This is a genomic window from Chitinivorax sp. B (assembly GCF_005503445.1).
In the GTDB taxonomy this organism is placed as follows: Bacteria; Pseudomonadota; Gammaproteobacteria; order Burkholderiales; family SCOH01; genus Chitinivorax.
In genome coordinates this window covers 124,975-150,507 of record NZ_SCOH01000002.1, presented here as the reverse complement: position 1 = coordinate 150,507, position 25,533 = coordinate 124,975, and the positions used below count along the sequence as shown (strand labels likewise).

Below are 25,533 nucleotides of genomic sequence, written 5' to 3'. Positions count from 1 at the left end.
CAACCTGCAGACCAACAACACGCTATTGCAACAGACCATCATGACTATCGAAGCCGAACGCGACATCCTGTACACCAGCTTGCAACAGCAGCGCGGGCAGATCGATGCGCTGCTGCAGGTGAATCGCCTGCAAGCCGCCTACAGTGCCGAATTGCAAATGCGGCTACAGGCCAGCCGTGACTTGGCCACCCGCCGTCTGACCACCCTGGATGCCCTGACCCATGACCAGTCCGAAAACCAGCATTGGGGCGATACTCGTCTGCCTGACGACATTGCCCGCCTGCTCGACTTCACCCACCGCCAGCCCAACCCCAATTCAGGTGCAGTTGTGCCCGAGCGTGACACCGTGCCCCTTACCCAGCGAGCAACCGACCACCAACCGGCAGCTGGCGCAAAGTCTGATCGCGCATCGGCAAGCGCTGGAAGCCTGCGCGGCACAAGTGGCACTGATCGCACAGTGTCAGAAAGGAATGCAGCATGAGTGATGTCTATGACCGCGCCCAGGCGCTGGAAGCGCGGCAACGCGCGGAAGCCATCGCAAGACAACAGGCCGCCACTGCCTTGATGCTGGCTACCCCCGGCCAAAGCCATTGCGACGACTGCGGCGAACGCATTGCTGAAGCACGACGCCAAGCGATGCCGTGCTGCACCCGTTGTGTTGACTGCCAAAGCATACGGGAGCGCCGCCGATGAACAAGCCCGCCAGCCTGCGGGCTACCCTGGAAGCCGCCTTGCCGGAGCTGGCGGCCAATCCGGATCACCTGGTGATTTACATCGAGTCCGGCCAGATCGCGGCTGGATTGGGCGGGCCTTCGTTCGAGTATCGTTACAAGGTGACGGTCGGGCTGTTGGATTTCGCGGGCCATACCGACCGGGTGATGGTGCCGGTGTTGCAGTGGTTGCGGCAATATCAGCCCTCGCTGTTGCAGAACCCGGACACCGCCCGTGAAGCCATCCAGTTCGAAGCGGAAATCCTCAATCACAGCAGCTATGACTTGAAGCTGCAGATTCAGTTATCCGAACCTGTTCAAGTGAAACAGCAGGGCGACACCCTGCAGGCGATTCACCTGCCGGAACCGGACCTGGGCGAACGTTGGCCGATGCCCAATCCGTTACAGATCATCGCCAATGGGCAGGTGATCGATGGCTGAATTACGCTGGGAAAGTGAATTGAACAGCCTGTTGACCAAGCTGAAACCGGCCGAGCGCCGCAAGCTGGCGCGGCAGATCGCCACCGAGCTACGCCGCAGTCAGCAACAACGCATTGCCGCGCAGTTGAACCCGGATGGCACGCCCTACGCGCCACGTAAGCCGCAGTTGCATCAACAGCAAGGGGCATTGCGACGCGGTATGTTTGCCAAGCTGCGTACGGCCAAGTATCTGAAGATTGAAGCCAGCCCGGATTTAGCAGTGGTGGGGTTTGTGGGTCGAGTCAGTCGGATTGCGCGGGTGCATCAGGAAGGCTTACGTGATAGGATCAAACCAAGTGGGGTCGTGGTTCAATATGTGGAACGTCAATTACTGGGGTTGACAGAGCCTGATATTACACAAATTCGAAAAAATGCATTGAATCTACTTTAATCAAAATACTTCATTACAATACCTAGCATTAATATAAATCTGGGTGCCTTTTAAACAAAATTTAACAGGAATGACTGCTCCATGAATAATGCATATATTCACATGCTAATAAAAACATTTGATAATGAAGTACACTTGGAACATTTCTTAAATGGATCAATGTATATGAATCCATTAAGTTACTTCGTAAAGCTTGAAGACGACAATACTGGGAGATTGGATCGGCATGAGGGTTTATCACACTGGCTGCAGCCGAGTGATATAAAAATAACATTAAATTTTAATGGAGTTGCACATAGAATAGAATCAATGGATTTGGCGTCCCCTGTTTCAATCCAATCGCCTATTCATCTTGCAAAGAATATTTTTTGCATGCATGCCGTCTACACAGGTAAAGATAAGCCATCTGAGTTTTCTTCTGTAGAGGGGCTGCAAGATTGCTTTAAATTACCTGAAGAGAATGGCTCGCTCGGCAAGAAGTCTGTAATTATATACAATGCGAAAAAGTTTAAAGAACGGATCATGAGCGCTGCTAAAGATAATGGATTTGAGTGCAAGGGCAATCTCGTTGAATATTATGATTCTGGAAAATTAAGTCATATTTTCAAAAATGAAGAGATTCTATTTAGAAAACATCTTAAATTTTCCCATCAGCAAGAGTATCGTGTAGTCTTGGATCGTGGGGATTCAAACGATTCACCATACACCTTAGAAATCGGCTCACTGCATGATATTGCATTTGTGGCATCTATCGCTGATTTCAATAAGAGTATTCAATTAAGCTATTCAAAATAATTAAACACATCTTCTTGCTAGTAAAATGGTAAATTATGTCGCATAAAATCAGCCATTTAAGCTCAAGAAATTAAAAAAATCGATCTAGGCAGAGGTGTCTTAAGATTGACTGCATTAGTCTGAACTGACTTGCGGTCTGTTGTTCCTGTGTCTCCCACAACCCCCCTTGATTCCCGTGCATACAGTCCCTGCGGCACACTCGCCGCATGGACTCTTACGCTGATCTTGCCCGCCGTCTCGAATCACTGATTCGGTTCGGTACCATCCTTGCCATTCAACCCCAACCACCCCGCGTGCGGGTGCAATCGGGCGGCCTGCACTCCACTTGGCTGCCCTGGTTGACGTTACGCGCCGGGTCTACCCGCACTTGGTCACCGCCCACGGTGGGCGAGCAATGCCTATTGCTGTCACCCAGCGGCGAACCCGCTGCCGGGGTGGTGTTGCTGGGTTTGTATGCCGAGCCACACCCCAGCCCGTCTAATAGTCTCGATGAACAGGTGTGCGCCTTTCCGGATGGCGCGGTGATCCGTTACCACCATGGCACGGGTAGCCTATCCGCCACCGGCATTAAAACCGCTCGGGTGCAAGCCAGCCAGCGTTGCACGGTGGATTGTCCACAGTCGGTGTTTACCGGCGATGTACAGATCAACGGCAATCTGACCGTTGACGGCCAGACCCTGGCCAAGTCGCTGTTGACCTATCTGGCCGGCATGGCGGGCCAAGCGGGGGCGAGCGGTAAAACCGTCATCAGCGGTGCCATTGAGCATCAAGGCCATTTCGCCAATCACGGCACGCTGTCGAGCAATGGTGTCGTACTGGACAAACATAACCACCCCGACCCCCATGGCGGCCATACCGGGGTGCCATCATGACCGTGCGCTATCTGGGCCTGCATGCCGCTACCGGGGCCGCCCTGACCGAGCTGGATCACATCCGGCAAAGCCTGCGGGTGATTCTGACCACGCCGCTGGGCAGCCGGGTGATGCGCCGTGAATTTGGCAGCTTGCTTCCGGATTTGCTGGATCGACCGTTGAACGGTACCACGCAACTACAGCTGATTGCGGCCTGCGTGATGGCGATTACCCGCTGGGAATCGCGCGTGGAACTCCAGCGGGTCAGCTTGCAAGCCGGTGAGTCGGCGGGCTTCCTTCAACTTGCCATCGAGCTGCGCCGCCGTGACCAACCCGCTACCGCCCTGCAATCGCTACAGCTACCGTTACGAGGTTCCACCTGATGGCCATCAACCTAACCCAATTGCCCGCGCCAACTGTGATCGAGGTGCTGGATTACGAAACCCTGTTGAGCCAGCGTAAGCAACAGTTGCTGGCGGCGCTGCCGGTTGCTTTACGCGAAGCGGTGGCCGCCACGCTGGCCTTGGACAGCGAACCGCTGACCGCGCTGTTACAGGAGAACGCCTACCGCGAGCTGTTGCTACGGCAACGCATCAACGAAGCCGCCCAAGCGGTGTTATTGGCCTACGCCAAGGACGCTGACCTGGACGTGCTATGCGCCAATCTCAACACCCGCCGCCAGCGGTTACAACAGGCCGATGCCAGCGCCCAGCCGCCCAAGGTCGAGCTGTGGGAAAACGACGACGACCTACGGGCACGAGCGCAACTGGCCTTCGAGGGGCTATCAGTAGCCGGACCGCGTGCCGCCTATATCTCGCATGCCTTGTCGGCCGATGGCCAAGTCGCCGATGTCACCGCCACCAGCCCCGCCCCGTGTGAAGTGTTGGTGTCGGTGCTATCCCGGCAAGGCGATGGCACCGCCTCAGTGGCCTTATTGAATGCGGTCCGTACCGCACTCAATGACGACAACGTGCGCCCGGTGGGTGACCGGGTCACCGTGCACAGCGCCGCCATCGTGCCCTATACCGTGGCTGCCACGCTGTACCTGTATCCGGGGCCGGAAGCGGAGTTGATCCGCGCGGCTGCGGGGCACAGCCTGCAACGCTATTTGACCCAGCAACGCCGGCTGGGGCGCGACATTCGCCGCTCCGCGCTGTTCGCCGCCTTGCACGTGGAAGGCGTGCAGCGGGTGGAGCTGAGCCAGCCGGCTGCCGATCTGGTATTGGCCGGCCATCAGGCGGCGTACTGCACGGCATCACAGATTGACATTGGCGGTACCGATGACTGATCAACTGTTACCGCCTGGGACGACCCCGTTTGAACGCAGTACAGCGGCCGTATTGGCCAGCAACTGTGATTTGCCGGTACCACTGCGCAGCCTGTGGAACCCGGCCAGTTGTCCGCCTGCGCTGTTGCCGTATCTGGCGTGGGCGCTGTCGGTGGACCGCTGGGACGTCGATTGGTCGGACGACACCAAGCGCAAGGTCATTCAAGCGTCGTTCTACGTGCATCAGCACAAGGGCACCATCGGCGCGCTACGGCGGGTGGTGGAACCGCTCGGCTATTTGATCGAAGTCCTGGAATGGTGGCAGACCACGCCCCAAGGCCCACCCGGCACCTTTCGGCTACGGGTGGGCGTCAGCCAACAGGGCATCACCGATGCCATGTATGGCGAGCTGGAACGGGTGATCGATGACGCCAAGCCGCTGTCGCGGCATCTGCTGGGCCTGGCCATCAGCCTGGAAACCAGCGGTACCGTAGCGGTGACCGTGGCCAGTTATGGCGGCGATGTGCTGACCATTTACCCCTATACCACGGCCGAATTGACCCTGACCGGGCAGCTATGGGCGGCCGGTGGGTCGCATGTGATTGATACCCTGACCATACAAGGAAACCCCTGACATGACACCACAGTATTACGCCATCCTGACCGCCGTCGGCGAAGCCAAGCTGGCCAACGCCACCGCCCTGGGCACCACCCTGAAACTGACGCACATGGGCGTCGGCGATGGCAACGGTAGCACGCCGCAGCCCAACCGCAGCCAAACCAGCCTGCTTCACGAAACCCGCCGTGCCGCGCTCAACCAGCTGTCGGTTGACCCGAAGAATCCCAATCAACTGGTGGCGGAACAGATCATTCCCGAAGACGCCGGCGGCTGGTGGATACGCGAAATCGGCCTGTACGACGCGGCCGGCGACCTGTGCGCGGTGGCCAACTGCCCGGACACCTACAAGCCAGTGCTGGCCAGCGGCTCCGGCCGCACCCAGATCATCCGGCTGGTGTTGATCGTCAGCAGTACCACGGCAGTGGAACTGAAGATTGATCCGAGTGTGGTGTTGGCGACACGGCAATACGCGGACCAAGTGCTGATCGAGCATGTGAAGGCCAGTGACCCGCACCCGCAATACACCACCCCGGATGACGTCAACACCCTGATCGCGGGCAAGGCCAACAAGGCCAGCACTCTGGCCGGCTACGGCATTGGCAATGCCATCGGCTATTACGGCGCCGTACCCAGCAGCAAGCAGGAAGACATCATCTATGTTCCCCCTTATGGCTTGATGGGCTGGGTGGCCGGGGCGAAGCTGTATCGGTCGATCCAGTGTGGGGACATGCTGTTGCACAGCGCCCCGACCCCGCCACCGGGCACGGTGCTGGCCAATGGTGCCAGCTTGGCCAAGGCGGTGTATGGCGGGCTGTGGAGCTGGGCCAAAGACAACAACCTGGTTAAACCGGTCAACAGCTGGGAAGCCGGTTGCGTCTACTATGCCGAGGTTGACGCGACCAGCTTCCGGGTACCCGACCTGCGCGGCGAATTCTTCCGGGCCGCCGATGAGGGGCGCGGGATCGATCCGGGACGCACCGTCGGCTATGGCCAAGGTAGCCAGAACCTGAAGCATGATCACTACCTGGTCACGGAAACCGGCGGGGCGGTGGATGACGGCTATGCGCCGTTGAAAGACATCGGGATTTGGGGCGCGCCCGGCATGAGCAACGAAATCGCCATTTTGGGCAACCCTGCCGCCACCCAGCGCGAAGCCCGCACCTTTCCGCATGGCAAATTGAACCCCGGCGGCGACGAAGCCCGCCCACGTAACGTGGCCTTGCTGGCCTGTATTCGTTTTTAAAGGAGTGACCATGTCCCCCCGTATTTATCACTACCACCCGCACACCGGCGAATACCTGGCGCACTCGCTGGCCTGTGCATCGCCACTGGAGCCGGGGCGCTATCTGGTCCCGATCCATGCCACCGAGCAACCGCCACCGCCAGCCGGGCCGCAGCAGGTGGCGGTGTTTGACGGTCAGACCTGGACACTGGCTGCGGATTGGCGGGCGGTGCCATTGTGGCGGCTGGCCACCGGCGAACCGTGCCAGCTGACCCAGCTCGGCGCCAGCCCGGCCGAGGTGGGCGCCACCGAACAAGCGCCACCCAGTCCGGCACACGTCTGGCGCCACGGGCAATGGCAGCTGGACGCCACTCAGGCGGCTGCGCTGTTGCTGCAACTCAAAACCCAACTGGCCAACCAGCTGGACGAGGCGGCCGACCGTGCCCGGCAACAGGTGGCCGGCGACCCGTTGCGGGTCATGGAGTACGAACGGGCACGCGCCGAGGCCAGTGCCTATCAAGCCGCCAGCTATCGCGGCACGGTACCGCCGGCGGTGCAAGCCTGGGCCGAGGCTACCGGTTGCAATGGTCAGCAAGCGGCCGAGCGCATCCTGACCGAGTCGGCCAAGTGGGATGCCGCCTTGTATGGCATCCGTGCCTGGCGCCTGAAAGCCAAGGAAGCCATTCGCCAAGCCCAGGATGCAACCACCGCCCAAGCCTTGGCCGACAGTGCCAGCCAGCACTTGCGCGAGGCCGCCAGCCGCCAACACTGGGCGGTGTAAGCCCGGCAGCAGGGCGTTGCTTGTGGCCGAGGCTGATACGACCAGTCCTTGCTGCAGTGGGTTGGGCTTACCCGTACAGTGTTCCCGTCTAACTCACGGGAACTTGGCTTGATATGGCTACCGACTATCATCATGGGGTCAGGGTACTGGAACTCAACGAGGGTACCCGGCCGATTCGTACTATCTCAACCGCTGTCATTGGCTTGGTCGCCCTCGCCGAGGATGCCGACCCGGTCACTTTTCCAGAAAACACCCCGGTCTTAATCACCGACATCTACACCGCCATTGGCAAGGCCGGCAGCAAAGGCACCTTGGCCGCTGCGCTGGATGCCATCGCCGACCAAGCCAAGCCGCTGGTGGTGGTGGTACGGGTCAAGCAAGGGGCCACCGACGCCGACACTACCAGCAATGTGATTGGTACCACCACGCCCGATGGCAAATTCACGGGCATCAAAGCCTTGCTGGCCGCGCAATCGCGCTTAGGGGTGAAACCGCGCATTCTGGGCGCCCCTGGGCTGGATAGCCTGCCGGTGGCGACCGAACTGGCCAGTGTCGCCGCCAAGCTGCGTGCCTTCGCCTACGTATCCGCCTGGAACTGCAAGACCAAGGAAGACGCCAGCACCTACCGCGCCAATTTCGGGCAACGCGAAGTGATGGTGATCTGGCCAGACTTTGTGAACTGGAACACCACCAGCAACAGCGAAAACATTGCTTACGCCACCGCTCGCGCCTTGGGGCTACGCGCCTACCTGGATGAAGCCGAAGGCTGGCACAAAACCTTGTCGAATGTGCCCGTGCAAGGGGTACAGGGCATCAATAAGGACGTGTATTGGGACTTACAAGACCCGGCTACCGATGCGGGGTACCTGAACGCGGCCAATGTGACGACCTTGATTCGCCGCGATGGCTTCCGTTTCTGGGGCAGCCGTACCTGCGCCACCGATCCGCTGTTTGCCTTCGAGAACACCACCCGCACTGCGCAAGTGCTGGCTGACACCATCGCCGACGCGCACCTGTGGGCCATCGATAAGCCGATGCATCCGACACTAGTCAGGGACATTGTGGAAGGCATCCGCGCCAAGGGCCGCGAGCTGGTCACCAATGGCTATCTACTGGGCTTCGATTGCTGGTATGACGAGCAAGCCAACAGCAAGGACACCTTGAAGGCCGGCAAGCTGACGCTGGATTACGACTACACGCCGGTGCCGCCACTGGAGAACCTACAACTGCGGCAACGCATCACCGACCGTTACCTGCTGGATTTCGCCAGCAAAGTAACTGGCTGAGAAAGGACAGTTATCTATGGCACTCCCCAGAACCCTGCGCATGTTCAATGTGTTCGTGAACGGCCACACCTTCATTGATGAGGCGGTGGAAATCAAATTACCCAAGCTGGCCATCAAAACCGAGGATTACCACGGTGCTGGCATGTTAGGGCCAGTGGCGCTGCACAAGGCCATCGACAAGCTGGAAATCGAGCACACCTATAACGGTCCGCAAGCGGAGATCGTGGCCGACTTTGGTGCGGACACGGTCGATGCCAGCCTGATCCGTTTCATGGGCAGCTATGCCGAAGAAGGCAGCGGTATGCATCAAGCCGTCGAAATTGTGGCGCGTGGCCGCCATAACGAGCTGGACCCGGGTGACGCCAAACCGGGTGACAACAGCACCTGGAAGGTCAAAACCGACTGCACTTATTACAAGGCCACCGTCAACGGCAAGGACTGGCTCGAAATCGACCTGGTCAACAAGATATTCAAGGTGATGGGGGTGGATCGTCTCGCCCAGCATCGCAAGAACATCGGCCTCTAACCCTGGAAAACAGACATGAATAAGACCATTACCCTGGATACGCCGATTCAACGCGGCGACCAAACCATTACCACCATCGAACTGCGCAAACCCAGCGCCGGCGAACTGCGCGGCTGCGCGTTGACCGAGTTATTGCAGATACAGACCATCACCTTGATGAAGCTGTTGCCCCGCATCACCATCCCGGCACTGACTGAGCCGGAAATCAGCAAGCTGGACCCAGCGGATTTCTTACAACTGGGTAGCGAGGTAGTGGCTTTTTTGCTGACGAGGCAAGCGCTGGCGGACTCCCTGCCCGGGTAGAAGATGCGATGGCGGATATCGCGCTGGTGTTTCACTGGCCGCCGTCTGCCTTCAAGCACATGTCGTTAACCGAGTTGATGGACTGGCGCGAAGCGGCGCGGGTCAGGTGGAGCAATCATGAGTAGTAAGAATCTACGCCTGGAAGTGGTACTGGCAGCCTTGGACAAGGCCACCAAGCCGATCAAGGCGGTGTTGCAAAGCAGTACCGGCTTATCTAAGCAGTTGAAAGCGACCCGCGACCAACTGAAAGCCTTGAACGATACCCAAGGCCATATCACCACCTTCCGCCAGTTGAGCCAGGACGCTAAGCACACCGCTGACAAATTGAGTGATGCCCGGCACAAGCTGCGCCAGTACCAGCAGCAGTTGGCCGCCACGGCCAGCCCCACTGAGGCCATGCAACGGAAGTTACAAAGCGCACAAATCGCGGTGGAAAAACTCACGCTGGCCCACGATAAGCAGCTGACGGGCGCCAAAGCCGCCCGCGCCGCGCTGGAGCAACAAGGCATCAGCCTTGGCCGGTTGAACCAGCACGAACGTGAGTTGGCCAGCCGCATCCACGACACCACCCAGGCGATGCACAAGCAACAAGCGGCAGTGGGGCGGCTGGCCGACCAGCAACGCAAGCTGCAGGCCGCCCGCAGCCAATACGAGCACCGTTTAGAAAACCGCGAGCGCTTGGCCGGGGTTGGCGCAGCAACGGTGGGCATGGGCGCCACTGCCGGCCTACCGGTGATCAAAGCCATCCGCGATTACAGCCGTTACGAGGATGCCATGCTGGGGGTGGCAAGGCAGGTGGAGGGTGCCCGCGATGACCATGGCCGCTTGACCGTGACCTATTACCAGTTGGGCGACGCCATCAAAGCCATGGCCGAACGCATCCCGATGGCGACCACCGAGCTGGCCGCGCTGGTGGAAGGCGGTGCGCGCATGGGCGTCAAGGGTCGCGCCGAACTGCTGGCGTTTGCTGAAACCGGGGCGCTGGCGGCGACGGCCTTTAACCTGCCAGCCGGTCAGCTGGGGGAGGATTTAGGCAAGATTGCCAATGCCTACAAAATCCCGATCAAGCACATCAACCAGCTAGGCGACACCTTGAACTATCTGGATGACAACGCCCAATCCAAAGGGGCAGACATCATCAATGTCATGCAACGGATTGCTGGCAGCACGGGCAGCATGAACTTCAAGGAAGCGGCGGCCTTGGGCTCAACCTTTCTTAGTCTGGGCGCTTCGCCTGAAATTGCCGCTACTGCCAGCAAAGCCATGGTGCGGGAACTGGCGATTGCCGAGAAACAGCCGAAGCGCTTCCAGAATGGGTTGAAAGCACTGGGGCTGACCGCCAAGCAGGTGCAAACCGCTATGGCCAAGGACACGACCAAAACCATTCTGAACGTGCTGGAGGCCGTCAAAAAACTGCCAGCACGGGATGGCATGGGGGTCATGGTGGATCTGTTCGGCAAGGAATACGGCGATGACGCACTGAAGCTGGCGGACAACCTGGACGAATACCGTAAGCAGCTGAAGCTGGTCAACGATGCCAAGGCCAGCGGCAGCATGCAGCGTGAGGGCGACGCCAAGAACGACACCTTGTCGGCGCGCTGGCAGATGCTGCACAACAAGCTGTTCAATCAATCCAGCGCCATCGGCCAGACACTGCGCCAACCGTTGCTGGACATCATGGCCACGGCGGGCCGGGTCACGGATCGAGTTGCCGCCTGGACCAAAGCTAATCCGCAACTGGCCGCCACCTTGACCAAGATTGCCGCCGTGCTGGCCTTGGTGTTAGCGGTGGTGGGTAGTTTGCTGCTGGCTGTCGCGGCCGTGCTGGCGCCACTGGCCGCCGTGTCGTTTGCACTGAAGACCCTCAGTCTCAGTGCAAGTACCAGCGGGGGCGCCTTGGCGCTGCTGCATGGTGGCTTGGCGATGATCGGCAATACGCTGTTATGGCTGGGCAGAGTACTGCTGTTGAATCCGATTGGCTTAGCCATCACGGCGATTGCCGGACTGGCCTATGTGCTCTGGCGCAATTGGGACTGGCTGGGGCCGAAGTTTGCCGCCCTATGGCAAGGTATCAAGTCAGTGGTCGGTAGCGTAGTGGACTGGATCAGCGATGTGCTGATGAATTGGACTGTGGTTGGGTTCGTGGTACAGCACTGGCAAGACCTGCACGCCATTACTTTGGCCATCTGGGAACGGATCAAAGCCGGTATTGCGGCGGTGGCGCAAGGCATGGTCAATCTCTTCCTGAACTGGAGCTTGCCCGGTCTGATCATCCGCCATTGGGACAGTATCACCACGTTCCTGGGCGGCTTGGTGAACCGGTTCGCCACGCTGGGCGGGCAGATCATGGATGGTCTAGTGACGGGCTTTATGGCCGGACTGTATAAGCTCAAAGGTGCTATCAATGGTGTGGGCGAAAGCGCCATCAGTTGGATGAAAGAAAAGCTGGGCATTCATTCCCCCAGCCGAGTATTTGCCGAGCTGGGCAGCTTCACCATGGCCGGTTTCACCCAAGGTCTGAGCGATAGCCAAGGCGGACCGTTGCAGGCGCTACGGAGCATGACCAGCAAGCTGACCAGCTTGGGCGCGGGCTTGGCCATCGGCACGGCGGGCAATCTGGCGGGCGCGGTAACGTTGGACCACCGCCCACCGATGCAAGCCCAGCGCAGTGTTAGCGCATCCGCGCCAGCGCCAGTGATCAACATCAGCATTCAAGCCAGCCCTGGCATGAATGAACAACACTTGGCGCAACTGGTGGCGCGGCAGGTGGAACAGGTGTTACGCCAGCAAGCCATCCGCAGCCGTTCCCGTTTCACTGATCAGGATTGAATGATGGATTTACCGATGATGAGCCTGGGGCTGTTCGTGTTCAGGCTGGACACGCTACCCTATCAGGAACTGCAACAGCAATTGGCTTGGCGGCTGGCCAGTAACAGCCGGGTCGGGCTACGGCCGAGTTATCAATACCTGGGACCAGATGAAGAATCCATCACCCTGTCCGGGCTGTTGCTGCCGGAGCTGACCGGCGGTGATACCGCCTTGTCGTTGCTGCGGCTGATGGCCGACGAGGGTAAAGCGTGGCCGTTGATCGAGGGGACCGGCACCCTTTATGGCTGGTTCGCCATCGCGGCGCTGGACATCCGCCGTCAGGATTTCTTCAGCGATGGCAAGGCGCGGCGGATGGATTTCACGCTGAGTTTGAAGCGAGTGGATGAATCGCTGATCGAGCAGCTGGGCATGGCCACCGCTGCATTGCTGGATCAGGTGGCGTAATGGATCAGTTGCAAGACGTATTAAAACGCCCCGCCTACGCTATCCGAGTCAATGGCAAAGACATTAACCAAGTCTTGAATCAACGGCTGATCAGCCTGACGCTGGCCGACAATCGCGGGTTCGACGTGGATCAGTTGGATATCACCCTGGACGACAGTGACGGGCTGTTGGCCATGCCACCCCGTGGCGCCAAACTGACGCTGGCCATCGGTTGGGCCGGTCAACCGTTGGTGGATAAAGGCAGTTACATCGTGGATGAAGTCGAGCACAGCGGACCACCCGACATGCTGACGATTCGCGCTCGTTCCGCCGATCTGCAGGCCGGTATCACCAGCAAACGGGAAAGAAGCTTTCATCAATGCACGGTGGGTGACATCGTCAGGGACATTGCCCAAGCCAACCAGCTACAGCCCGCCATTCCCCAATGGCTTGCGACCAAGTCGGTTGAACATCTGGACCAGACCAGTGAGAGCGACGCCAATCTACTCACCCGCCTGGCGCAGCAATACGATGCCATTGCCACCGTCAAACACGGCCGGCTGATCTTCTGCAAAACCGGCGATGCGGAAAGCGTCACTGGTAAGCCATTTCCGACAGTGACACTTACCCGGCAAAGTGGCGACCAACACCGCTTCAGTGCGGCTGACCGCAATGCTTACACCGCCGTCAAAGCCTATTGGCACAACCTGGATAAAGCCGAGAAAGGGGAAGTGTTGGTGGATGCCCACACCCAGTTTGAACGCAAGGCCGGTGTCAGCAAAAAAGGCAACGCCACCCAGCACAAGCATTGGACAGCCACCCAAGCCAAGGCGTTAGAACCGAATACCCGCAATGTAAAGGTACTGCGGCATATCTACGCCACCGAAGCCACCGCCTTGCAGGGCGCCAAGGCCGCCTGGCAAAAGCTGCAACGCGGTGTGGCCGAGTTCAGTTTAACGTTGGCGGAAGGCCGGCCGGAGCTGTTTCCGGAACTGCCCGCGCAAGTGGTCGGGTTCAAGCCGGAGATGGATGCCTGTGGCTGGATCGTGTCAAAAGTCACGCATCAAATCAGTCATGCCGGTTTCACGAGTACTGTTGAATTAGAAATGCGGCTGGAAGCGATGGCGTAGGCAACGCCAATTAGGCCCATTGGGCCTGTCAGGTGATCGCCGCATCCGCGCCTTCAAGAGCGGTGCCACAGGGGACGACGTCAACCCGAAAAATGCCCGCACCGTGCCCTATGGCGTATGGCGACATTTTTTAGTGCTGACGGGGCGGGCACCGCAAGAGGTGGTGAAGGTCATGGCCTATATGGGCGGCTAACGTAGCCTGAACATCGCCGATTCGGCACGATTGCATGGGGGTTGCCTGGGTGCCTGCATATGCGTATGCACCACGCAACCCCCCTTTGTTATTTTGGATAACAAGCCAGCTCGCCCTGCTGGCCAGCCTGTCATCCTTGTGACATTTCAATCGGATATGCGCTACCGGGTCAAATTGCGCCCCCGCCATTTCAGTAATTGATAAAGATCGATAGTTAGTAATTCGGTATTTGATTGTAAAAATATGTATTTGCACGTTGATTTTTGAATCTCTATAGTTCGCAACCATCCTGTTTGCACTGTGTTTTTTGGTTAACACCATCCGTACCGCTCCAATTAAAACCCAACCGAAAAACACCGCACCCATCTAAATCAACAATTGGACTGAACCATGTTTACATTCAAAGCCTGCATGATGGCTGGCGTGGCCGCGTGCTGCCTATCGTTGCCTGCCACGGCAGCCGGCCTCTGGTGTACCGGCAAGATTCTGCAGCATTACATGAGCGAGAATGGTGAATTCTTCATCCGGCCGGATTGGCGGAATGACTGGGTGCAGCTTTGTAATCTGAACAGCGATTGGCGCGGTATCACACCGCAAGTCTGTGCCACCTTCTTTGCCACGGCCAAGACGGCCGTGACCACCAAGACCGGTACCACCGTGGCCTATTGGGACCGCCCTGGCGCCCCGGCACCCGCTGCCTGCAACATCGTCCCGACCTACCAGCAAGCGCCCACCCCCGGCTATCTGATGCTGGGCGAATAGCGCCCGTTTCCCGTTACCCGAATGGCCGCTGATCGTTGCCGGCTGGCAACGGTCGGCCTTGTCTCGTCCGCACAAAGCCTTGACCATGTCCTATTCGACCCGCATCGTGCTGTTGATCGCCCTGGCCAGCCTGTTAGGTCAATCCACGTTGGCCAATGTGCCAGCGTATTTGCCCAATCCACCCGCCACAGCGGCCGCCCCGGCACCCAAGCCAGCTGCCACCAAGCCTAAAACCACCCCCAAAGCCGACAGCAGGGCCGCTGCCCTGGCCGCGCAGACCAGCAAGCAACTGGTCGATCTGATCCTGCTGCTGAGCACGGATGACGAGAAACCGCCGACCCCTGGCGGCGGCAGTGGGGGCAGCCCTGCCACCGATTGGGACATTTCGGCCTTGCCGGAACTACCCGCCATCAGTGGCACCTCGCTGACCTCACCCGGTTGGACGGATGCCAAGCCGACGGCGGTGCAACCGGTCCGATATGCCGTGCCGGTACCCGGCAACACGGTGGGCAGCCTGCCCGGCAAGCTGTCGGTTGATAGCGGGGGCGCGGCGGTCTATGAAATACCGCTGGCGTTGCCACGTGGGGTCAAAGGCTTGGTGCCGGAACTGGCCTTGCGTTACAACAGCCATGCTGGCAATGGCCCCTTAGGCATGGGTTGGACCCTGGGCGGGGCGTCCGCGGTGACCCGCTGTGCCAAGACCATCGCCCAGGATGCCCAGGTCGGGGCAGTCGAATTCGATACTCATGACGGGTTCTGCCTGGATGGCGAGCGCTTGATTCCCACCGGGGTGGATACCGCCACCGGCTGGAACGAATACCGCACCGCCCTGGAAGGGTTCAGCCGGATCGTGTCGATTGGGCCGGCTGATCGGCCGACTTTCTTTCAGGTCTATACCCGCGATGGCCGGATACTGGATTACGGCAGCAGCCCGGATAGTCAGATTGACGTCAACGTGCCTGGGATGGCGCGCCCTGGCTCAGGGGCCAGTCGTCGTGCGGTAACCGCGGGCAATCCTATCCATACCTGGGCATTGAACCTGCGCCGCGACCGTGACGGCAACACCATCCACTATCAATACCAGAAAGACCGCAACGGCGGCCAGTATCGCTTGGCCAATGTCAGCTATGCTGGTAACCGGGTGATATTCGACTATGCCAAACGCCCGGATACCCAATTTGCCAAGGTCGGCACTGCCGCGCTGTGGAACGATTACCGAATCAGTACCATTTCGATTTACGCCGCCGGCTTCAGCGAGGCCATCACCCAGTACACCCTGCAATACCACCCCAGCGAAATGACGGCGGTGTCGCGGCTGGAAAGCATCCAGCAATGCGGCATCGATCCGACCAGCCGCAGCAAAACCTGTTACAACGGCACCCGCTTCGATTGGTCGAATCCCCAGCCAACGAAACTGCTGGTGCGCGGTACCGACGACATCTTGCTGCACAGCAACTGGATCACCCTGCCCAGTACCTTGCAATACGTCAAGCAACCGGGCGGGCCAACCTTCACCGTGCCGCGCATCCTCAGCGATGTGCTGTATGGCTTCAATGTCGCACCAGGGCTGAAAGAATACAAGTTCAGTTCCATCTCGCAAGGCATCGACGGCCGCATGTATTTCGGCTACGACGTGCTGAAGCAGGGCGCCCTGCAATCCACCTATCAGCAGTGCAGTGACCAGAAAATCCTGCAATCCCGTGCTGGCTGGTCGGGTGAGCACAGCACGCTGAAATCCGTGCTGACCGATGGCGAACAGCTGACCCAATGCCAAGACCCCAGCCCCTGGGGCACCCCGGTGTTCAACATCAGCGCCGCCAACGTCAAAGCCTTCGACCAGACCGAGCATTATCTGGCCATGCACGATGCTATCAGCGGTAACCTGCAGGTGGAAGCCTGCTGTACCGGCACCCGTGGCAGCCCCTATACGGTGCTGCCGCCAGCGGGTCGCAAACTGCGCAGTTTCCTGCTGCAGGAAGCGCCAACCGGGCATCACCTGTCCGCCTACCTGCTGGACGATCAGGGCGATGTGTGGACGCGGCCGATCATTTTTGCCGAGCCCCCATCCAATGTCTGGCAAGCGGTGGTGACTGGCCGCAAGGTGACGGATTTCCGGGTGGAAGACGGTCGGGTGTTGATCAGCAACCAGGCCGGGGAATTGTGGCTACGCGGTCAAGGTCGCGCCGAGTTCCGCAAGCTGGCCAACAACGTCCAGTCGTTCCAGTGGGGTGCCAGCAAACTGGGCGTGCTGGTCAACGGCAGCCTGTATACCGCGCCCGTGAATGAGGTGGATGAGCTGATCCGGACCAATCGCCACATCACCAGTACTTTCTGGAAAGCCCAGGCGGGCGAAGTCAGAAGCTTTTTCTTGTCACGCGGTGGCATCTATGTCACGGATAGCCACGGCACCCTACATCATAAAAAGGACACCGCCGCCGACCGCTTTTACCAGGTCGCCAGCCATGTCGGGCTGGCGCGGCCGGGTAGCCTGGGCTCGTATGACCGCTATGGCGACGGGGCGCGCAACTATGAAACGCTGTTGGTCGGCAGCAGCAGTGTCGATCCGGACAAGATTGTACGCATCGTCGATGGCTTGGGCGCTGAAAGCAAAATCAGCTATGACCTGACCGACAACCCCCAGCTGTATCAGGACCCCCTGCCGGTGGTCTATCCGAGCGTGCGCCCGACCAAGGCACTGACCGTGGTCGCCACGATTGAGCGCAGCAACGGGATCGGTGGGTTCCTCACCCACCGATACAGCTACCGTGCCGGCCGTTTCGATACCAAGGGGCGCGGCTTCCTGGGCTTCCACCAGGTGATGGCCACCGATCCGCTTGGGGTGGACACCCTCACCCACTATGGCCAGGGCTGGCCGTATACCGGGGCAGTGATGGCGGTCAAAAAACAGAAGGACCGCAACCTGCTCAGCGAGGACACCTTCACCTACACAGTGAACAACCTGACCCCGGGCCGGGTGCATCGCTATGCCAACGGCAGCCAGTCCCATACGTACGACCCGCTGATAGCCAATCGGCTGCTGATCAGCAAAAAGACCGAATACAACCAAGTGGATGAGTATGGCAACGTCGGGCAGACCATCGTCACCACCAAGAGCCTGGATGCCGCCAATCAGTGGCAGACCAGCCAGACTGTCACCACCACGCAATACACCAATCAGCCGGGCATGTGGCTGTTAGGCTTGCCCACCCAGGTCAGCACGACTGTGACCGGCTTTGATGGCGACAGCAAGACCACCGTCAGCCGCTCCAGCTATTACCCCGACCAGCCGCACCGCCTCAAGACGGTGGACAGTGGTGGCACCGCAGCCGGCTTTGACGTCAAGCACAAGCTGACCACCCAATTGACTTATGACGGTGTCGGCAATGTCACGCAAACCGATGTCACGGGGTTCACCCGCCTGAGTGACGGCGCCAACCCCACACCCGTGATCGAAACCCGTTCCAGTCGTCAAACCTACGATACTTCCGGCCGCTTCGTGATCGGTCTCCAGCATGCGCTGGATATCGCCACCAATCGCCCCACCCAGGAGCAACGCGGCTATGACACCCGCTTCGCTGACAGCTTGAACGGAGTGATCGACCGTAACCACCTGACCTTACAGCAGGCCAGCTATGACGCGCTGGGCCGCATCGTCAGCGAAACGCTGCCCGATGGCCGCCTACGCCGCTATCAGTACCAAGGGTGCACCAGCAGTTGCCCTGCCACCGGCAGCTATCAGATCGTCATCAGCGAAACCGCGCGTCCCAACAAAACCCTCTCCCTGGATGCCTTGGGCCGTGAGTTACGCACGGAAGTGATTGGCTTTGACGGCGCGCCAGTCTGGCAAGACAAGCAATACAACGCCCTTGGCCAACTGGACGGCGAATCCCGCCCGTATCGTCCCGGTGCCATGGCACGATGGACCCGCCACAGCTATGACCTGTTGGGCCGGCTGCAGAAAGTGACCTTACCGAACGCCGGTACCCTTACCCACAGCTATGACGGCTTGGCCAGCACCGAGACCAAGACCGTGGCCAGCAACAATCAGCAGACCGTGGTCAGCCGCAAACTCAGCAACGGCCTGGGGCAAATCGTGCAGATCGAGCAGACCAAGGTCGATGGCAAGCTGACTCAGCGCTTTGCCTATGACCCATTGGGCACCTTGGCCAAGGTGACGGATACCAAGGGCAACGTCATCGCCATGACCATTGATGCGCTGGGGCGCAAGGTGGCAACCATTGACCCGGACATGGGCCGCTGGGAGTACGACTATAACGCCTTCGGAGAATTGATCGCACAGCGTGACGCCAACTACTTGCAACAGCCGGCCGGCCAGCAACCGACCCGCCTGCACTATGACGCCTTGGGCCGGCTGGTGAAGCGCACCGAACGCGACCTGACCAGCATGTGGGAATACGACACGGCGGCGAACGGTATCGACAAGCTGGCCAAGGTCTCTGCCGACAATCAGACTGCCCGCAGCTTGAGCTATGACCGCCTGGGCCGCGTTCAGACCCTGACCGACCAGCTGGATACCACCTACACCCTGACCAACAGCTACGACCCAGCAACCGGTTTGCTGGCCAGCCGCAGCTATCCCAACGGCTTCACGCTGCGTTACCAGTACACCCCGTCAGGCTATCTGCAAGCCATCCGCGAGGCCGACAGCAGCAAGCTGTACTGGCAGGCCAACACCACCAATGCCGCCGGGCAGGTCACCCAGTTCCTGCTGGGCAACGGCCACACCGTCAACCGCAACTACTATGAAACGGACGGTTTGCTGCAAGCGGTGATGACCCGCAACGCCGCCGGGCAGGCCATTCAGGACTTCGGCTTTGAATTCGACCAGCTGGGCAACCTGAAAAAACGGGTGGATTACAGCCTGGACCCGGCCGCCAACAAGCCGCTGAATCTAGCGGAAACCTTCGACTACGACCGGCTGAACCGGCTCACGCAAGCCATCCTGACCAACGCTGGCCAGTCCATTTACAAGTTCTACAGCTATGACGACCTGGGCAATCTGGTCAGCAAATCCGACTTCAGTTACCACTATGTGTACGGCAATGGCCGACCACATGCGGTCAGTATGGCCTATGCACTCAACGCCCCCACCGATAGCACCAAGGCCACCCTCTACCGCTATGACGACAACGGCAACCTGACCGACGAACTCATCGGCGGCTCGCCGGTGCGGAACGCCAGCTATTTTGCGTCCAACCTGCCCAAGGCCGTGCAACGCTTTGGCAGTACGGCCGCCAGTGTCAGCTTTGTGTATGACGCCGAACGTCTGCGCGTCAAGGAGACCGCCAGCGGGCCGACCGGCAACAGTACCCTTTACCACCTGCGCCCGGAAACCCACGGCGGCGCCCATTACGAAAAGGAAACCAAGGGCAATACCACCACCCACCATGTGTACCTGTATGCCGGCAGTGAATTGGTCGGTAAGGTCAGCCAGCAGGCTGGCAATGCCAATAAAACCGCCCATTACTTCCTGACTGATCACCTGGGCTCGATTGCTGTCATCACCGACGATGCCGGTGCCGTCATCGAGCGGCTGGCCTATGACCCATTCGGCAAACGCCGGCTACCCAGCGGGCCGGATCAGGCCGGCTTGAACGGCACCACCACCCGCCATGGCTTCACCGGTCATGACCATCTGGACGGGGTTGAGCTGGTACACATGAACGGCCGCATCTATGACCCACGTGCTGGCCGTTTCATGACCCCGGACCCGAACGTGTTCTACCCAGACAACAGCCAGGACTTCAACCGCTATGCCTATGTGCACAACAACCCGTTGAGTGCGACCGACCCCAGTGGGTTTGCGTTGATGTCGTTGAGCGATACCTTCCTCTCCGGTCATGCCTTCGAACGCACGTTGAGCGATGCGCTGTTTCGGCAGATTGATCGGCAGTTCAACAACCAGCTTAACCAGAACTTCAGTGGCAACGCCGGCTATGCGTACAACAGCCGGGGCGGCAGCTATTACGCCAGCAGCGTGATCACCACCAGCAATGCCTATTCGGAACGCAGTAGCGGATCGGTGACCTTCGCCAGCCAGGCACAACCGGCACAGGTGTATGGGGCGAGTAATTCGGTGCAGGCCACTGGTAGCGCTATCAGCGATTTCTTTGGCAGTGTGAAGGCAAGCGCCAAGGAAGTCTGGGCCGATTCCAAGGAATGGGCACGGGGGAATTGGCAGCAGTTCAAGAATGATGCGAACTTTGCTGCTGAGCATCCTTCGTTGGATTTCCTCAATTCCATGCCGGCAACCGCTGGTGCAAGTGGTTTCGGGAATTGGCTGGCCGGCTTGGGGAAAGGAGCAGGCACAGCCGGGCAAATCGTCAATAGTTGCTGCTGCTTCCCGGCCGGCACCCCGGTCGAAACCGAATTCGGCTCCCAGCCCATTGAGCAGATCAAAGTCGGGCAACGGGTCTATGCGCGTGATCCGCAGACCGGTGCCACTGCGCTGAAACCTGTCACGCAGTTGATGACGACCCAGGGCAAGCCACTGTATCAGCTGGTGACACGGAACTTGGTCACCGGTGCCATCGAGCAGATGAACGTCACTGACAACCACCCGTATTGGGTACAAGGCCAAGGCTGGGTAGACGCGGCGGCGTTGAAGCCCTATATGGTGTTGGATAGCCTGAATCAGGGCGCGCTGCTGGTGGTAAGCTTGACATCGCTGAACCGGGTTGAGACGACCTACAACTTCACCGTTGCCGACTTCCATACCTACTTTGCGGGTAAGCAGAAGGCGTTTGTTCATAACAATGGGAATTGTGCTTGTGCCAGAGCCATTACGACTAGCGTTGAAGTATTGTCCAACTCGAAATTAAGCCATATCAACGGCACGATTGGGGAGTTAAGGGGTTATCAAAATGCGATTGAAAACCTTGGGCATATAGGAATCGCAGCCCCAGGAAAAGCAACTGCACGCGGCGCTGATTTTATAACCTTCAGTGTTGATGCTGAAAAGATCTTTGTGTGGGATGCAAAATATAGAGGACCCAATGGAATTCATCCAACAACCCTCTCTCCTGAAAAGCTAAAAAGGTGGATGCCAGAAGTTCGATCTGCAATAGAAAATCTGCCTGATGGCCCTTTAAAGGATGCAGCGACCAGCGCTTTGCAGAAGGGGAATGTAGGTGGTGCTATATTCAAATGGCCTCAATAGGATGAAATATGCAAGATTTACAACTGCTTGATATCGAAAAATGGACTTCGCTTAAATTATTAAGCGGCAAATTGAATATTTGTGAACAAATCGGAGAAAGGCTTTATTTTGTAGGCTCATCAACATACTTGATAGTGTCCAATTATAAGGGCAAGAGCCTAGCGACCGATCCCGGGGCGCCATTTATCGTAGGAGTTATGTGGGCTGCCGACAATGGCGCTGCTTTACGCGCAACGAATTTTGACATTGAATCTGATCAAGGGGCTTCAGGAGTCGTGCCGAAGGAGTTTTTCCCCTTCGGCGTCGATGCTACCTACGGCCAAGTAAAGAAAGTGCTGAAGTCAGTGCTATCTGAAGAGTATTTAGAGACGGCAATTTACCGAATTGCCAAAGATGGAGCCTTTGTGCATCGATCAATAGAATCAAAATCTTTTGCCTTCTTTTTTCGAGAGAGAGAGGCCAGAGACGATGAATTGCCATATGCTGTGATATATAAGCTTTCTTATTAGCACGAATTTATAATGGATGAAGCAGCCTGCAGCGGGTGAGAAGGTGACGGTCTTGACGAGGTAGTTATGGATATTCAGGACGTATTTGCAATAAAGCGATGGACACCGATTTCTGATTTGACTTCATCAGGTAATAGTTTCGATAAACTTGGAAATTCGCTGTATATAGCCGGAGAGAACATCTATATTTTGGTTAGTCCATATAAAGAAGGCTGCCTTGTGAGTAATCCGCAGGCACCATTTATTGCTGGAATATTGTGGGCATGTGAACCTGGAGCTGCATTACGGGCTATTACAATGGAGATTGAAGAGGATAAAGGATCGGTAGTGCCAATTCCAATTTCGTTTCTACCAAATTCCTGCCTGCCAACGTATGGAGCAATTAGGGATACCCTTATGGAAATTATGCCAAATGGCTGCATAGAAGCTGGCTCATATAGAATTGCTTCAGACGGGGCGTTTGTTCATAGGAAATTGGACAGCCGAGAATATACCTTCTTCTTCCGAAACCCCAAGGGCGGAGAGAGTGAAGAGCCATATGCAGCACTATATAAGCTTCCCCCAAAAACAAGCTAAGGTGTAGTATGGGAGTAAATCGTTGGGATCAGAGTGGTCGATTTCGTCGGATAATTGCCGTCACCAACGCCCTGCTGGGCAGCTTCCAGTACGACCCGAACGGCAACCTGACGCTGAAGCGTGTTGGCACTGTGCAACACGCCTTCCGGTACAACAGCCTGCAACAACTGACCCAGATCAACCTGGACAGCGCCGCCGGCACCCTGCTGGGCCGCTACCGTTACGACGCCGACGGCAAGCGCATCGGCCGCACAGATGGCGCGGGTAGTCAGGATTACCAGTATGTGAGCGATGATATCATCGCCGGTTACCCAGCTGGGCAATATCAAACACCACTGTGGAGCACCGCGCATGGTAGCGCCACCGATGATCCGCTGCTGTACATCACCACTCGGGGCACCTAGCAAGGACCGTTAAGCAAACTTCTGGATTTGAGATATGGGAGTGTGATTTTTTCTCTGACTCATTGAAGCTGCTCTGAATTCACTGAATATAATCCCGTTTCAATTGATGGCTGGCTTAAACTATTGGTCTTTATAAAAAAATACAGAACTTTTAGGGGGGCATTCAATGGGATAAAGTCTGAATGGCAATTAGCCCATCAACTATTGGCAATACCGGTCTGGACACCGTTACGTGCTTTGTCGAGTTATAGTATCAATACTGAAAAAATCGGCCGTGCGCTTCATCAGGTGTCGGATAGTATTTTTGTGTGCTTGTCGCCTTTTTCTGGGCAGTATTTTGCAGATGACCATGGCCCGTTTTTGACTGGCGTCATGTGGGCTGTTGATCAAGGTGCCGCTAGGCGGGCAATCTATCAAGACGTAGAGGCGGATTCTGGCGCGCTTGCAGTGGTGCCACACCTGTTTTTGCCTGGGGGGTGTTCCGCCACTTTTGAAGCGTTGTTGAACAAGTTGATCATGATGGACACCGCAGGCTGTCAGGTTGCGGCTAAATTTCGCAGGGGTGATAGGGCGTTTATCAATCGCATGATCGACAGCAGGGCTGGCCGTTACTTTTTCCGGGGTGAATCAGGTTTGCTAGACGTGCCCTATGCAGCTATCCGTAACTTGACCGCGTAGCCATATTTGCAATTATTTACCGTACCAGCCTGCCCCGCAAAAAAAGCCAGTGTCACAGTGCTGGCTTTTACTTTTTAGATACGGTGGGTTACTGCGCATTACAGTTGAGATTCATTCAGCAAATGCATTGCCCATAGTCAATATGCCAACATCCTAAACAATTTTATAATCCAGTTTAAAATTGTTTGTGTGACTATTGCTGCGATGCAGCATCTGGCTTACTATCATTGTTCAGTTTGAAGTTCAAGATATAAACGAATAATGATAAAAAAACCGCCATTTGTAGTGCTTAGCAAAATTTCCGATCAAATTGCCCGGCTGGAAACAGAAGTTGCTGTCGCCAGCCCGACTTTGGCCAATGTATATAACGACCTGCAATGTCAGATTGACGTTGTTGTGGCCAATCTCGAACCATTACAAACGATTTCTGGCCATATAGAAATTGTTGAACGAAGCATGGAAACAATCCTGGACTTTCTGTCCAGTTCAGGTGACAAGTCAATTTCAGCTGCGAACGTCTATTCGTTGCTGGAACCGCTTCACGCTAAAATCCATCAGCAGGGTGAACAACTTCGAAAGATTGTCTAATTTTCGTTATATACCTTGATGGTTTCCAATACACCCGTCACAAGGCTACGCCGTAGGCGGGTGTCTAACGTATTCAGTGACACCAGCAATTCCGTATCATCCGGTGACAAAACGGCCTCGTTCTGAGTGCCTGTCAGCACAAACAGCACATCTACACCAATCGTATGCAAGTTCGCCAGCACCGTCGCATTTGGCGTTTGTGTGCCGCGTTCATAGTTTCCATAGGTTAACACCGTCACCCCTGCCGCTTTGGCCATTGCGCCTTGTGTCATCTCCAACCGCTTACGCTCCGAAAACAATCGAGTTCCGAAATCGAGGTCAGGTGCTGCGCTCATCGTTCATTCTCCGTTGGCTGAGACAAGTTAGATTTGTATGGTTTTGCATGTTTATGCCAACTCAAGATAAGATATACAATAGAAATCCATTGTAAAAGTATGGAATACTATGTATTATGAATGGCTGTAACATACATTCTAATACAACCCGCTACAGGGAGATATCATGCATATGCAAAACAGGTCGATGCGTCGTCGCATTCCGAATGGAATCGACAAACGTGCTATTGCCATGCGCTTGATGCCAGACGAGCGTAAGCGCTTTGATGAATTGGCTGTCCGTCACAATCTGACGGATGGCGCACTTGCCCGTTTGGTCTACTTGACCGGCCTGCAGGTATGGGAAAAGCAACAACGATAAAGGTGTAACGGGATGGCAACCAAATGCGCACATTGCGGCTTTACGGCCAATACCCGAAGCAGCCGTTACCTGACTGAGATTACACAGGAAGAGTATTTCCAGTGTTCGAACCCCGTTTGTGGCCATACCTTTCGAGCGTTGCGTGAGCATCTGGAAACCCTGTCCCCCTCAGCAATACCGAATCCACATGTTCACTTGCCTGTCGCCAATCGTGCACGGCTACATGCCATCGCATCGGTACTACATCGCAGTAACCAGCTCACGCTGGATTTCGATAGTTAACACCTAAAACCCACGACGCGAATTCCGCCGATCACGACCTGATTAGGTCGGT

29 protein-coding genes and 1 pseudogene are annotated in these 25,533 nt (G+C 57.3%); 28 read left to right on the top strand and 2 right to left on the bottom strand.

What is annotated here, in order from left to right; genetic code table 11:
- Positions 1–22: 22 nt before the first annotated feature.
- Complete coding sequence (locus FFS57_RS26220; RefSeq protein ID WP_502705889.1) at positions 23–157, bottom strand: hypothetical protein; 135 nt, start codon at positions 155–157, stop codon at positions 23–25.
- A 64-nt stretch (positions 158–221) separates the two neighbouring features.
- Here FFS57_RS26220 and lysC point away from each other — a divergent pair, with 64 nt between their 5' ends.
- From lysC to FFS57_RS02035, 26 genes and pseudogenes are all read left to right on the top strand, one after another.
- Entirely contained in the window at positions 222–485 is a 264-nt protein-coding gene (lysC, locus tag FFS57_RS26215) for an Rz1-like lysis system protein LysC (RefSeq protein WP_212749154.1), read from the top strand.
- Complete coding sequence (locus FFS57_RS02150) at positions 478–693, top strand: TraR/DksA family transcriptional regulator (protein ID WP_137936109.1); 216 nt, start codon at positions 478–480, stop codon at positions 691–693. Before lysC ends, FFS57_RS02150 begins: the two co-directional genes overlap by 8 nt.
- Positions 690–1,151, top strand: a complete 462-nt coding sequence (locus FFS57_RS02145) for a phage tail protein (protein ID WP_137936108.1) — start codon at positions 690–692, stop codon at positions 1,149–1,151. The genes FFS57_RS02150 and FFS57_RS02145 overlap by 4 nt, the downstream gene beginning before the upstream one ends.
- On the top strand, positions 1,144–1,581 hold the full coding sequence (locus tag FFS57_RS02140; RefSeq protein WP_137936107.1) for a phage virion morphogenesis protein: 438 nt from the start codon (positions 1,144–1,146) through the stop codon (positions 1,579–1,581). Before FFS57_RS02145 ends, FFS57_RS02140 begins: the two co-directional genes overlap by 8 nt.
- A gap of 81 nt (positions 1,582–1,662) precedes the next feature.
- A complete protein-coding gene (locus tag FFS57_RS02135; protein WP_137936106.1) occupies positions 1,663–2,376 on the top strand; it encodes a hypothetical protein in 714 nt (237 codons plus the stop codon).
- A 206-nt stretch (positions 2,377–2,582) separates the two neighbouring features.
- Positions 2,583–3,248: a phage baseplate assembly protein V gene (locus FFS57_RS02130; protein ID WP_137936105.1), complete on the top strand. Its 666-nt coding sequence runs from the start codon at positions 2,583–2,585 to the stop codon at positions 3,246–3,248.
- The gene (locus FFS57_RS02125; RefSeq protein WP_137936104.1) at positions 3,245–3,610 is read left to right on the top strand and encodes a GPW/gp25 family protein; all 366 of its coding nucleotides are present in this window, start codon (positions 3,245–3,247) and stop codon (positions 3,608–3,610) included. The genes FFS57_RS02130 and FFS57_RS02125 overlap by 4 nt, the downstream gene beginning before the upstream one ends.
- Positions 3,607–4,515, top strand: coding sequence for a baseplate J/gp47 family protein (locus FFS57_RS02120; RefSeq protein ID WP_137936103.1), 909 nt, complete (start codon positions 3,607–3,609; stop codon positions 4,513–4,515). Before FFS57_RS02125 ends, FFS57_RS02120 begins: the two co-directional genes overlap by 4 nt.
- Positions 4,508–5,128 carry a phage tail protein I gene (locus FFS57_RS02115; RefSeq protein ID WP_137936102.1) on the top strand — a complete coding sequence of 207 codons (621 nt, stop codon included), beginning with the start codon at positions 4,508–4,510 and terminating at the stop codon, positions 5,126–5,128. The genes FFS57_RS02120 and FFS57_RS02115 overlap by 8 nt, the downstream gene beginning before the upstream one ends.
- Position 5,129: 1 nt before the next feature.
- Positions 5,130–6,356, top strand: coding sequence for a phage tail-collar fiber domain-containing protein (locus tag FFS57_RS02110; protein WP_137936101.1), 1,227 nt, complete (start codon positions 5,130–5,132; stop codon positions 6,354–6,356).
- Between the two features lie 10 nt (positions 6,357–6,366).
- Positions 6,367–7,116, top strand: coding sequence for a phage tail protein (locus FFS57_RS02105; RefSeq protein ID WP_137936100.1), 750 nt, complete (start codon positions 6,367–6,369; stop codon positions 7,114–7,116).
- A gap of 113 nt (positions 7,117–7,229) precedes the next feature.
- On the top strand, positions 7,230–8,402 hold the full coding sequence (locus FFS57_RS02100; RefSeq protein WP_137936099.1) for a phage tail sheath protein: 1,173 nt from the start codon (positions 7,230–7,232) through the stop codon (positions 8,400–8,402).
- Between the two features lie 16 nt (positions 8,403–8,418).
- Entirely contained in the window at positions 8,419–8,928 is a 510-nt protein-coding gene (locus FFS57_RS02095) for a phage major tail tube protein (protein ID WP_137936098.1), read from the top strand.
- 15 nt (positions 8,929–8,943) lie between these two features.
- Positions 8,944–9,231, top strand: coding sequence for a phage tail assembly protein (locus FFS57_RS02090; protein ID WP_137936097.1), 288 nt, complete (start codon positions 8,944–8,946; stop codon positions 9,229–9,231).
- A gap of 8 nt (positions 9,232–9,239) precedes the next feature.
- Entirely contained in the window at positions 9,240–9,356 is a 117-nt protein-coding gene (locus tag FFS57_RS26155) for a GpE family phage tail protein (RefSeq protein ID WP_137936096.1), read from the top strand.
- Positions 9,349–12,060 carry a phage tail tape measure protein gene (locus FFS57_RS02080; RefSeq protein WP_137936095.1) on the top strand — a complete coding sequence of 904 codons (2,712 nt, stop codon included), beginning with the start codon at positions 9,349–9,351 and terminating at the stop codon, positions 12,058–12,060. The genes FFS57_RS26155 and FFS57_RS02080 overlap by 8 nt, the downstream gene beginning before the upstream one ends.
- Positions 12,061–12,504 (top strand): phage tail protein, encoded by a 444-nt coding sequence (locus tag FFS57_RS02075; protein ID WP_502705888.1) that lies wholly within the window; start codon positions 12,061–12,063, stop codon positions 12,502–12,504.
- Positions 12,504–13,613, top strand: a complete 1,110-nt coding sequence (locus FFS57_RS02070) for a phage late control D family protein (RefSeq protein ID WP_137936094.1) — start codon at positions 12,504–12,506, stop codon at positions 13,611–13,613. The genes FFS57_RS02075 and FFS57_RS02070 overlap by 1 nt, the downstream gene beginning before the upstream one ends.
- A gap of 10 nt (positions 13,614–13,623) precedes the next feature.
- Positions 13,624–13,806: pseudogene (locus tag FFS57_RS26210) on the top strand (hypothetical protein); the annotation flags it as partial.
- Between the two features lie 390 nt (positions 13,807–14,196).
- Positions 14,197–14,568, top strand: a complete 372-nt coding sequence (locus tag FFS57_RS02065) for a hypothetical protein (protein WP_137936093.1) — start codon at positions 14,197–14,199, stop codon at positions 14,566–14,568.
- Between the two features lie 85 nt (positions 14,569–14,653).
- Complete coding sequence (locus FFS57_RS02060) at positions 14,654–21,748, top strand: polymorphic toxin-type HINT domain-containing protein (RefSeq protein WP_137936092.1); 7,095 nt, start codon at positions 14,654–14,656, stop codon at positions 21,746–21,748.
- 8 nt (positions 21,749–21,756) lie between these two features.
- Positions 21,757–22,257, top strand: a complete 501-nt coding sequence (locus FFS57_RS02055; protein ID WP_137936091.1) for a hypothetical protein — start codon at positions 21,757–21,759, stop codon at positions 22,255–22,257.
- Between the two features lie 66 nt (positions 22,258–22,323).
- Positions 22,324–22,833: a hypothetical protein gene (locus FFS57_RS02050; RefSeq protein ID WP_137936090.1), complete on the top strand. Its 510-nt coding sequence runs from the start codon at positions 22,324–22,326 to the stop codon at positions 22,831–22,833.
- A gap of 8 nt (positions 22,834–22,841) precedes the next feature.
- A complete protein-coding gene (locus FFS57_RS02045; protein WP_137936089.1) occupies positions 22,842–23,237 on the top strand; it encodes a hypothetical protein in 396 nt (131 codons plus the stop codon).
- Positions 23,238–23,609: 372 nt separating this feature from the next.
- Positions 23,610–23,915, top strand: a complete 306-nt coding sequence (locus tag FFS57_RS02040) for a hypothetical protein (protein ID WP_137936088.1) — start codon at positions 23,610–23,612, stop codon at positions 23,913–23,915.
- A gap of 261 nt (positions 23,916–24,176) precedes the next feature.
- Entirely contained in the window at positions 24,177–24,503 is a 327-nt protein-coding gene (locus tag FFS57_RS02035) for a hypothetical protein (protein ID WP_137936087.1), read from the top strand.
- On the opposite strand, the gene FFS57_RS02030 is transcribed toward FFS57_RS02035, so the two are convergent.
- On the bottom strand, positions 24,500–24,838 hold the full coding sequence (locus FFS57_RS02030; protein ID WP_137936086.1) for a helix-turn-helix domain-containing protein: 339 nt from the start codon (positions 24,836–24,838) through the stop codon (positions 24,500–24,502). The two genes, FFS57_RS02035 and FFS57_RS02030, sit on opposite strands and share 4 nt — an antisense overlap.
- Positions 24,839–25,004: 166 nt before the next feature.
- Here FFS57_RS02030 and FFS57_RS02025 point away from each other — a divergent pair, with 166 nt between their 5' ends.
- Both FFS57_RS02025 and FFS57_RS02020 read left to right on the top strand, forming a co-directional pair.
- A complete protein-coding gene (locus FFS57_RS02025) occupies positions 25,005–25,199 on the top strand; it encodes a hypothetical protein (protein WP_137936085.1) in 195 nt (64 codons plus the stop codon).
- A gap of 12 nt (positions 25,200–25,211) precedes the next feature.
- Positions 25,212–25,481 (top strand): Ogr/Delta-like zinc finger protein, encoded by a 270-nt coding sequence (locus FFS57_RS02020; protein WP_137936084.1) that lies wholly within the window; start codon positions 25,212–25,214, stop codon positions 25,479–25,481.
- Positions 25,482–25,533 lie beyond the last annotated feature (52 nt).